Origin of the sequence: Nocardia sp. NPDC059195 (assembly GCF_042754695.1) — a bacterium.
GTDB lineage: Bacteria > Actinomycetota > Actinomycetes > Mycobacteriales > Mycobacteriaceae > Nocardia.
On the sequence record NZ_JBHZBG010000003.1, the window covers coordinates 139,460 to 147,238 of the forward strand.

General features: G+C 67.2%; 8 protein-coding genes. 5 read left to right on the plus strand and 3 right to left on the minus strand.

Annotated elements, in window-relative coordinates; genetic code table 11:
• Positions 1–7: 7 nt before the first annotated feature.
• Positions 8–460: a winged helix-turn-helix transcriptional regulator gene (locus ACFXKN_RS05445; RefSeq protein ID WP_379432495.1), complete on the minus strand. Its 453-nt coding sequence runs from the start codon at positions 458–460 to the stop codon at positions 8–10.
• A gap of 84 nt (positions 461–544) precedes the next feature.
• On the opposite strand from ACFXKN_RS05445, the gene ACFXKN_RS05450 reads away from it, so the two are divergent.
• From ACFXKN_RS05450 to ACFXKN_RS05465, 4 genes are all read left to right on the plus strand, one after another.
• Positions 545–1,777, plus strand: coding sequence for an MFS transporter (locus tag ACFXKN_RS05450; RefSeq protein WP_379432496.1), 1,233 nt, complete (start codon positions 545–547; stop codon positions 1,775–1,777).
• Positions 1,778–2,000: 223 nt separating this feature from the next.
• Positions 2,001–2,543: an HNH endonuclease gene (locus ACFXKN_RS05455; RefSeq protein WP_379432497.1), complete on the plus strand. Its 543-nt coding sequence runs from the start codon at positions 2,001–2,003 to the stop codon at positions 2,541–2,543.
• A complete protein-coding gene (locus ACFXKN_RS05460; RefSeq protein ID WP_379432498.1) occupies positions 2,540–2,794 on the plus strand; it encodes a WhiB family transcriptional regulator in 255 nt (84 codons plus the stop codon). Before ACFXKN_RS05455 ends, ACFXKN_RS05460 begins: the two co-directional genes overlap by 4 nt.
• Positions 2,795–2,924: 130 nt before the next feature.
• Positions 2,925–4,592, plus strand: a complete 1,668-nt coding sequence (locus ACFXKN_RS05465; RefSeq protein ID WP_379432499.1) for a substrate-binding domain-containing protein — start codon at positions 2,925–2,927, stop codon at positions 4,590–4,592.
• Positions 4,593–4,622: 30 nt separating this feature from the next.
• On the opposite strand, the gene ACFXKN_RS05470 is transcribed toward ACFXKN_RS05465, so the two are convergent.
• Together ACFXKN_RS05470 and ACFXKN_RS05475 are read right to left on the minus strand one after the other, a co-directional pair.
• The gene (locus ACFXKN_RS05470) at positions 4,623–5,480 is read right to left on the minus strand and encodes a virginiamycin B lyase (protein ID WP_379432500.1); all 858 of its coding nucleotides are present in this window, start codon (positions 5,478–5,480) and stop codon (positions 4,623–4,625) included.
• The gene (locus ACFXKN_RS05475; protein WP_379432501.1) at positions 5,464–6,378 is read right to left on the minus strand and encodes an ATP-binding cassette domain-containing protein; all 915 of its coding nucleotides are present in this window, start codon (positions 6,376–6,378) and stop codon (positions 5,464–5,466) included. The genes ACFXKN_RS05470 and ACFXKN_RS05475 overlap by 17 nt, the downstream gene beginning before the upstream one ends.
• A 73-nt stretch (positions 6,379–6,451) precedes the next feature.
• Here ACFXKN_RS05475 and ACFXKN_RS05480 point away from each other — a divergent pair, with 73 nt between their 5' ends.
• Complete coding sequence (locus ACFXKN_RS05480; protein WP_379432502.1) at positions 6,452–7,042, plus strand: TetR/AcrR family transcriptional regulator; 591 nt, start codon at positions 6,452–6,454, stop codon at positions 7,040–7,042.
• Positions 7,043–7,779 lie beyond the last annotated feature (737 nt).

Consider the following 7,779-nt stretch of genomic DNA (forward strand, 5'->3'; position numbering starts at 1 on the left):
CGAGGTCTCAGTCCACTCGCCGCACGTCGGTGGTCGCGGCAGTGACCAACGCTCCGTCCTGACCGCGAGGATCTAGGGCGGCGAGGGGTCGTCCGTCGCGGTCCACGAGCGTCGAGCGGGGCTCGTCGGCAGTGAAGGCATGATTTTCTCCCCACTGCCGCAGTGCGACGATGGTGGTGAACAGATCCCGGCCGGCGCCGGTCAGCTCATAGACGTGCCGTTTGCCACCCGGGGTTGCGCTGGTGGTGAGGATGCCGTCCTCGACGAGTCGGCGTAGGCGGTCGGCGAGGATGTTGCGCGCGATCCCGAGCCGCTGCCGGAATACGGTGAACGACGCAGGTCCGGCCATGGCGTCACGCACGATGAGCAGGCTCCACCGGTCACCCACCAGGTCGACGGTACGTGCGACCGGGCAGGTGGGGTCGGTCCATTCGCGGTCGGCGCCGGACGCTGGTGCCATGGGGCCACCTCCTTATGAGTTGCAATTCGAAACCATTATTGCTTACCGTGAATTGGTTTCATTTTGCTACTCTTTGGAGGTCTGATGGCGACAGGAGTCACGCGAGCACAGCGGTTGGTGCTGGCGACGGTGTGCGCCGCGGCGGTATCCACGATGTACGCGATCCAGCCGGTACTGGCGGTGGCGGGCCCCGAATTGGGGTTGTCGCCGGAGTCGTTGGGTGTCCTGATCGCCGCCGGGCAGATCGGATACTTCGCCGGGCTGATTCTGCTGGTGCCCCTCGGCGATCTCGTGAACCGACGTCGGCTCATCGGTGGACTGCTTGCGCTCACTTCGGTCGGGGCCGCGATCACGGCCGCCGCGCCGAACGGCGCTATCGCGGTGGCCGGACTTGCGCTCGCCGGGGTGTTCGCGGTCGTCACACAGGTGACAGTCGCCTACGTCGCCGCCGTCTCCGCGCCCGGTGTACGCGGCCGCAATATCGGCGCTGTCACGTCAGGTGTCGTGATCGGCATCCTCGGGGTCCGGGTCGTCGCGGGGTTGCTGGGTGACACGCTCGGCTGGCGCGCGGTCTATGTCCTGCTCGCCGTGCTGTGCGCGGGGCTCGCCGTCGTCACCCGAGGGTGCTTGGCCCCGGACATCAGGACATCCGGTGATCGATACACACAGATTCTGCGGTCGATGGGACGCCTCGTGACCTCGGATCGACTGTTCCTGAGCCGGGGCTTGATCACCTTCTTCCTCTTCGCCTCCTTCGGATCGCTGTGGAGCGGCCTCGCGCTCCCGCTCGGTGCGCGACCCTGGTCCTTCGGCACCACCGAGATCGGACTGTTCGGATTGGCGGGACTCGCGGGAGCCCTCGGCGCGGGCCGGGCGGGCAGGTGGGCCGATGCCGGTCACGCCCAACTGATCAGCGGGTGGTCGCTACTGATGCTCGCCGCGTCTTGGCTGCTCATCGCACAGACCGGGCCGACGCTGGCGCTGCTCGTCGTCGGCGTCGTGGTGCTCGACTTCGCCGTCCAAGCCGTGCATGTGAGTAGCCAGCATCTGCTGACCACCGCACACCCCGACCGCGCCGGCAGCGTCATCGGCGCCTACATGGCCTTCTACTCGCTGGGTTCGGCCCTCGGCGCGGTCACGACGGCCTGGGCGTACACCTCGTGGGGATGGTGGGCGTCTTGCCTGACAGGTGCCCTCTACGCCCTGGCCGGTTTCGCCGTGTGGGGGTCGGCCCAGCTCCGGATGCGCGGCCGTCGGCCGAAAATAAATCAGCCGACATTTCGGGCACGGTATGTCACCATGATTTCACGCAGGTGATTCGCATCGGGCGAGAACCGACAAGCAGCATCGAGAGGAGGAGACGGCCGTGAAACAGCAAGCGCCACAGCGAGAATCGGATAAGACCTATCGCCGCGCAAATTCGGTCCATAGCGCGATACGCCTGGATATCGATGGCTCCGGCCGTCTCCTGGTTGTGGCCTGACCGGCCCGAGCCCCTTCTGCTCCTGATTTTCACTTCTCTCGAAACATGGTGATTCCCATGATGATTCGTCATGCCGTCGACCCGACGGTGCCCGCTGCCGACACCTGGATACACACCAGGGTGCTCGTGCTGAATGCCAGCTACGAGGCCCTCGACGAGATCACCGCCGATCGGGCCGTGACATTGCTGATCAGCGGCGCCGCGGAGACCGTGATCGAGCGGGTGCCACCCTTCCCGATCCGGTCGCAACACCTGGTGATCGGGTTGCCGGAGACGATCCGGTTGGTGCGCTATGTCTACCTGGCACACGTGGCGCCGATCGGTGATGACAGCCGGGCCACGCTGTCCGGAGTGTTGCGCCGCGACAAGCACCGGTGCGGCTACTGCGCTGATTGGGCGCACACCGTCGACCACATCCGCCCCCGCAGCCGGGGCGGACCCAATACCTGGAGCAATCTCGTCGCCTGTTGCGCACCGTGCAATGCAGGAAAGGCCGACCGCACCCCGGAAGAGGCGGGGATGCGGCTGCTGTGGGAGCCCAAGGCTCCCGACCCGCTCGCCCGTAAGCAGCGCCGGATCTGGAAGGAGTACGCGCCGTGACCACCACCGAATTCGCACTGACCGAACTGCTGACCCTGTCCGATTCGGGGCAGTGGCATCGCGCCGCCTGCCGCGGTGACCCCAACCACGAGGCGTGGTTTCCGTACCCGTCGCAGGACTTCGACTACGCCCGCCGGATCTGCGCCGGTTGCCCGTTGCTCGCGGGGTGCACCGAGTACGCGGCGCAGACGGGTCAGTCGGGGGTGTGGGGCGGTCGCGAATACGACCGCGGCCGCGTGATTCGAGCGTGATCGCCCTTCGGCCGGGTGCCGGCACCGACATCCGGCCGCACTCGGGCCCAGCCACGTGGCTGTGACCTGCGGCGATGCGTCGAGGCATGCACTGTGCTGCGGAACGACGCGATGTCCTTAAACTTGCCGCGTGGGTACGCATCGCAACGGGACCAGATCTCGAAGTATCAGCAAGGGTCCGGTTATCGCGGTATCGGCACTGGTCCTGGTGATCGTCGCCGTGTTCGCATGGTTCCAGCTCAGCGATCGTGCCGAGAACTCCGATGTGGCGGCGGCTGCCGAGTGCGTCGAAGGGGCCGCGGCCCTCGATGTCGCGGTGGACCCGGCGATCGCCGGTCCGGTGCGGACCGCGGCCGAGCGCTTCAACGCGACCAAACCCCGGGTGCGCGACCACTGCGCCCAGGTGAAGGTGTCGGCACACCCGTCGAGTGCCCTGGCAGGCGGCCTGGCCGAGATGGCGACATGGGATCCGACGCTCGGTCCGAAGCCGGGCCTGTGGATCGCCGATTCGAGCCGCACTGTCGAACTGGTTCGGGTGCCCGGTCTGATCGAGGGCACGCCCGCCTCCATCGCCACCAGCCCGATCGTGCTGGCCGTGCCCGATGCCCTGCGCCAGGCGCTCGAGCAACACCAGATCACGTGGGCCGACCTGCCGAGACTGCAGCAGGGCTCGCTCGACGAAGTCGGTCTGAGCGGGTGGGGTGGGTTGCAGATGGCCCTGCCCGTGGGTGACGCGACGACCGCCGCCGCGGCGTCGATCGGCGCCGCGGTCTCCGGCACCGAACCGCTGACCGAGCAGGCCGCCGGATCCGGTCAGGTCGTCGCCGCGATCTCCGGACTGGCCGCGGGCGCGCAGGCACCGGCCGACCTGATCACCGCCATGTCGGAGATCACCGCGAACCCGACCGACGACACAGTGCACGCGGTCGCCGCGACCCAGCAGCAACTCGGCACCGGTGGCCTCACCGCGTTTCGCCCGGTCGGCTCCGCGCCGCTGGCCGACTATCCGGCGGCGCTGCTGTCGGGTCCATGGGTCGACAAGACCCAGAATCTGATCGCGTCGCGGTTCATCGACTTCCTGCGCGCACCGGAGCAGGCGGGCGCACTCGCCACCGAGGGCTTCGGGCCCGCCATCGGCTCGGCACCGGCGAATCCTCCGCGCGCGGCGCTGGAGAAGGTGCAGTCGACGCTGGCCAACCCGGTCCTCGGCGTGAACGCCACGGTCCTGCTCGATGTGTCGTCGTCGATGGGCACCGCGGAGGGATCGACCACCCGGCTGTCGAACGCGATCGCCGCCGTCGCCTCGACACTGCAGGTGATGCCGCCCGATTTCGGGCTCGGCCTCTGGACGTTCGGTAAGAACATCGACGGCACCACCCCGTACAAGGTGCAGGTGGCCACCGACCTGCTCACCAACTCCCAACGCAACGCGGTCGGCACGGCGGTCACCTCCGTGAAACCGAGCCAGCTCACCGCGGACCAGGCGTATCCGACCCTGCTCGCCGCCTACCGCGCCGCGGTGGCCGGATACTCCCCCGGGCGCACGAACTCGATCCTGCTGATCACCGACGGCCCCGACGACGATTCGACGTTGACCGGCACCACGCTGGTCAGCGAGATCACCGCGGCTACCGATGCGAGCAAGCCCATCCGCATCGACGTCGTCGTGGTCGGTGGCGAGGGCACCCAAACACTGCAGACCCTCGCCGACCGAACGGGCGGCACCTACACACGGATGCCGACGAGCAACGACCTCGGCTTCGGCACCGCGGTAGTCAAGGCACTCACCACTCCCTAGGCTCGGATGGCCATGCGTGCGACATCGGCATCATGACAGCGAAACCTGCACCAGCGCACCGGATTCCATCGCCACCCAGAGGTCGCCGACAAGGTCGACGGTGAGTCCGTGCGGTTCGGCGCCCGGTAGGTCGAGGTGGGTGATCTCGCCGTCGGTGGTGATCCGGCCGAGACGGCAGCTCGCCCACTCGGTGAACCACAGCGCACCGTCGGGGCCTGCCACGATCGCGTGCGGGCGAGCGTCGGTGTCCGGGAGGGCGAATTCGGTGACGGTGCCGTCGAGGTCGATGCGGCCGATGGCACCGGCGCCGATCTCGGTGAACCACAGTGCGTCATCGGGGCCTGCGGTGATGCCCACTGGACCCGCCGCAGGCGTCGGGAGCGGGTGGACTCGGGCCGCGAGGTCCTTGCCGATGCGCGCGATCGCGTTGCCCTGGTTCACGGTGAGCCACAGCGCACCATCGGGCCCCGGTGTGATCATCGAGGGCATGCCGTCGACCTCGACGCGGGTGATGGTGCCGTCCGCGGCCAGCCGCCCGACCCGACCCGCCTGCAACTCGGTAAACCACAGCGCCCCGTCCGGCCCGACGCACGCACCGTAGGGACCGTCCACAGACATGCTCGTCACCGCACCGTCGATGGTGATGCGCCCGAGCCTGCCGCCCCGGAACTCGGTGAACCACAATGCATTACCGGAATCGGCAACGATCACAGTGGGTTGTCCGTCGGATTGTTCGAGCGGATGGGTTTGTACGCGCCCATCCCCGAATCGTCCGATCACGCTCTGCGCGACCAGCGTGAACCACAGCGCCCCATCGGGCCCGACAGTGATCCCGTAGGGCGCGCCCGGCACGTCGATCACTCGCACGATCTCAGGCAACGTCGTCAATTCCCTTCTGTATTCCCCGGAAACGACGGCGCAATGCCCGATCGTGCGACACCGCCGTGAATCGGCCGCGGAACCGCAGCGGCTCGGGCGGTCGCGGCACCGGGTCCTCGCGCAGTCGGCGCAACCGCTCGGCGGTATTGCGCACCCGCGACGCGACCGAACTCTGCACCCGCCCGGCATTGCGGTCGTAGGCCATTTTGTTGTTGTCGGTCATCGCGCGCCCCGGCGCGACCTGCTTGGCAGTGCTCGTCGCAAACTCCTCCAAGCGCCCGATCTCACTGCGCCACTGCGCGTATGCCTGTTCCCAGCGAATGCGCGTGGCCGCCTTCTCGGTCAGGAATCCGGTGTAGCCGCCACCGAATCGGGTCAGCGCACCGTCGGCGACCTCGATGATCGCGGTGACCACCCGGTCGAGGAAGATCCGGTCGTGCGAGACCAGCACGACCGTGCCCTGATGGGTGCGCAGGCGATTCTCCAGCCAGGTCAGCGCGGTTTCGTCGAGGTGGTTGGTCGGTTCGTCGAGTAGTAACACTTCCGGCGAGGCCGCGAGCAGACATGCCAACCCGAGCCGGGCGCGTTCCCCGCCGGACAGGCTCTCGAGCGGGCGGTCCCGGCCGATGCCCGCCACGCCGAGTCCGTGCATCGACGCGTCCACCCTGGCGTCGGCGGCGTAGCCGTCGCGCGCCTCGAAACGGGCGAGTAATTCGCCGTAGCGGTTCATGTCCTGCGCCTGTGCGGCGGCGTGCATGCCACTGTCGAGGTCGCGCAGTTCGGCCAGCGCCAGTTCGATTGCCGCACCGACTGTTTCGCCGGGCCGGATCGCGGCTGAGATGGCGTCGAGCACGGGATGGTCCGCATAGGACTTCGATACTCCGCGCAAGGTCAGTTGAGTGGTCAAACATTGCTCCAATCACTACCCGTGTAGCTTTAACCATACAAACCCGCGACAGCTAACGCAACAGGAGTAGTTTTTGGAACCGCAACGACGCCCTGGCGGACGTAGCGCCCGGGTCAGGGAAGCTGTTCTCGACGCGACCACGGCCGAACTCGCCGAGCACGGCTATCAGGGCCTCACCGTGGATGCGGTCGCCCAGCGGGCCGGGGTCCACAAGACCACCGTCTACCGGCGCTGGCGCGGCCCGGAGGGCCTCGTCGCCGACGCGCTCGAACGCGCCGCGGAACAGTCGTGGCCGATCCCGGATACCGGCGCCCTCACCGGCGATCTCCGTGCGCTCACCGAGCTGGTTCGCTCGGGCTTCGCCGATCCCGACGCCGGCGCCGTGGCGACAGCCTTTGTCGCAGCGGGCATGCAGCATCCCGATGCCGCCGCCGCGCTGCGCGACTTCTACGCCGCCCGCCACGACGAAGCGGCGGCGATCGTGCGGCGGGCGATCGTGCGCGGTGAGGTCGAGCCGGACATCGACGCGGCCGAGATCATCCGGCTCGCCGTCGCACCGCTGTTCCACCGGCTGTTCATCACTCACGAACCGGTCACCGCCGAGCAGGCGCGCCGATCCGCAGATGTCGCGGCCGCACTCGCAATAATCCCAGTCGATACCTGAAGTCGATGACACTTGGCGAAATCGTTACCCACAAACCGGCATCACCCGCCGGAGAGAACAAATTAGCCGCTACGAGGAACGCAGGTTAGCCGCACAGACCGAGGAATGGGCGGCCGCGCGGGCGAAAAGGGTACGACAAAGAACCAGGGCGGCGCGATACGGTCGATCCATGGCTGATGGTGGAGGATACGGCACCGCAGCCCCATTTCTCTACCCCCCGTTGTATCCCAGCCACCGAACCGCCCGCGCAGGCCGCATTTCCGTACCCACGCGGTACCGTGATTTTCGACGCTGAACCCGGCGCATTCGAATTGATATTCGATTGCCGATATTCTGTGACAAATAAAATGACGGTTCGGTCCAGTTCGACGGCTGGGCGAGTTGACCCCGACAGGCTCGGGGCAACGGCGACAGCGCTGAGCAGTGCCGCTCCGAGTCCAGCCGGTCGTAGTCGGCGAACCTACGCACCGCACATTTATGCAGGTCCGATGGATGTTTCGTCGAACTAACAGACTTCACCCCGTCATGAGATGAGCCCTCCCAACCCATCTGGGCGAGCCATGTGAAGCTGGGTGCCGGGCGCTCGGGTGGCCGTCGATTTTCGGGGTCGACGCGCCTTCCCGTCTTGGCTAGTATCGGCCGGAAATAGATGTTTAATCCTCAGCAGGGAACAGCTCCAGCCCTTCCCTTCTCTATTCTGCTCAGCGCATTTTTGGCTGTTCACTGATGAAATCACC

What these genes read in the sequence shown, in the direction of transcription:
- ACFXKN_RS05445 (WP_379432495.1), bottom strand. Translation starts at nt 460, where the DNA reads ATGGCACCAGCGTCCGGCGCCGACCGCGAATGGACCGACCCCACCTGC.
- ACFXKN_RS05450 (WP_379432496.1), top strand. Translation starts at nt 545, where the DNA reads ATGGCGACAGGAGTCACGCGAGCACAGCGGTTGGTGCTGGCGACGGTG.
- ACFXKN_RS05455 (WP_379432497.1), top strand. Translation starts at nt 2,001, where the DNA reads ATGATGATTCGTCATGCCGTCGACCCGACGGTGCCCGCTGCCGACACC.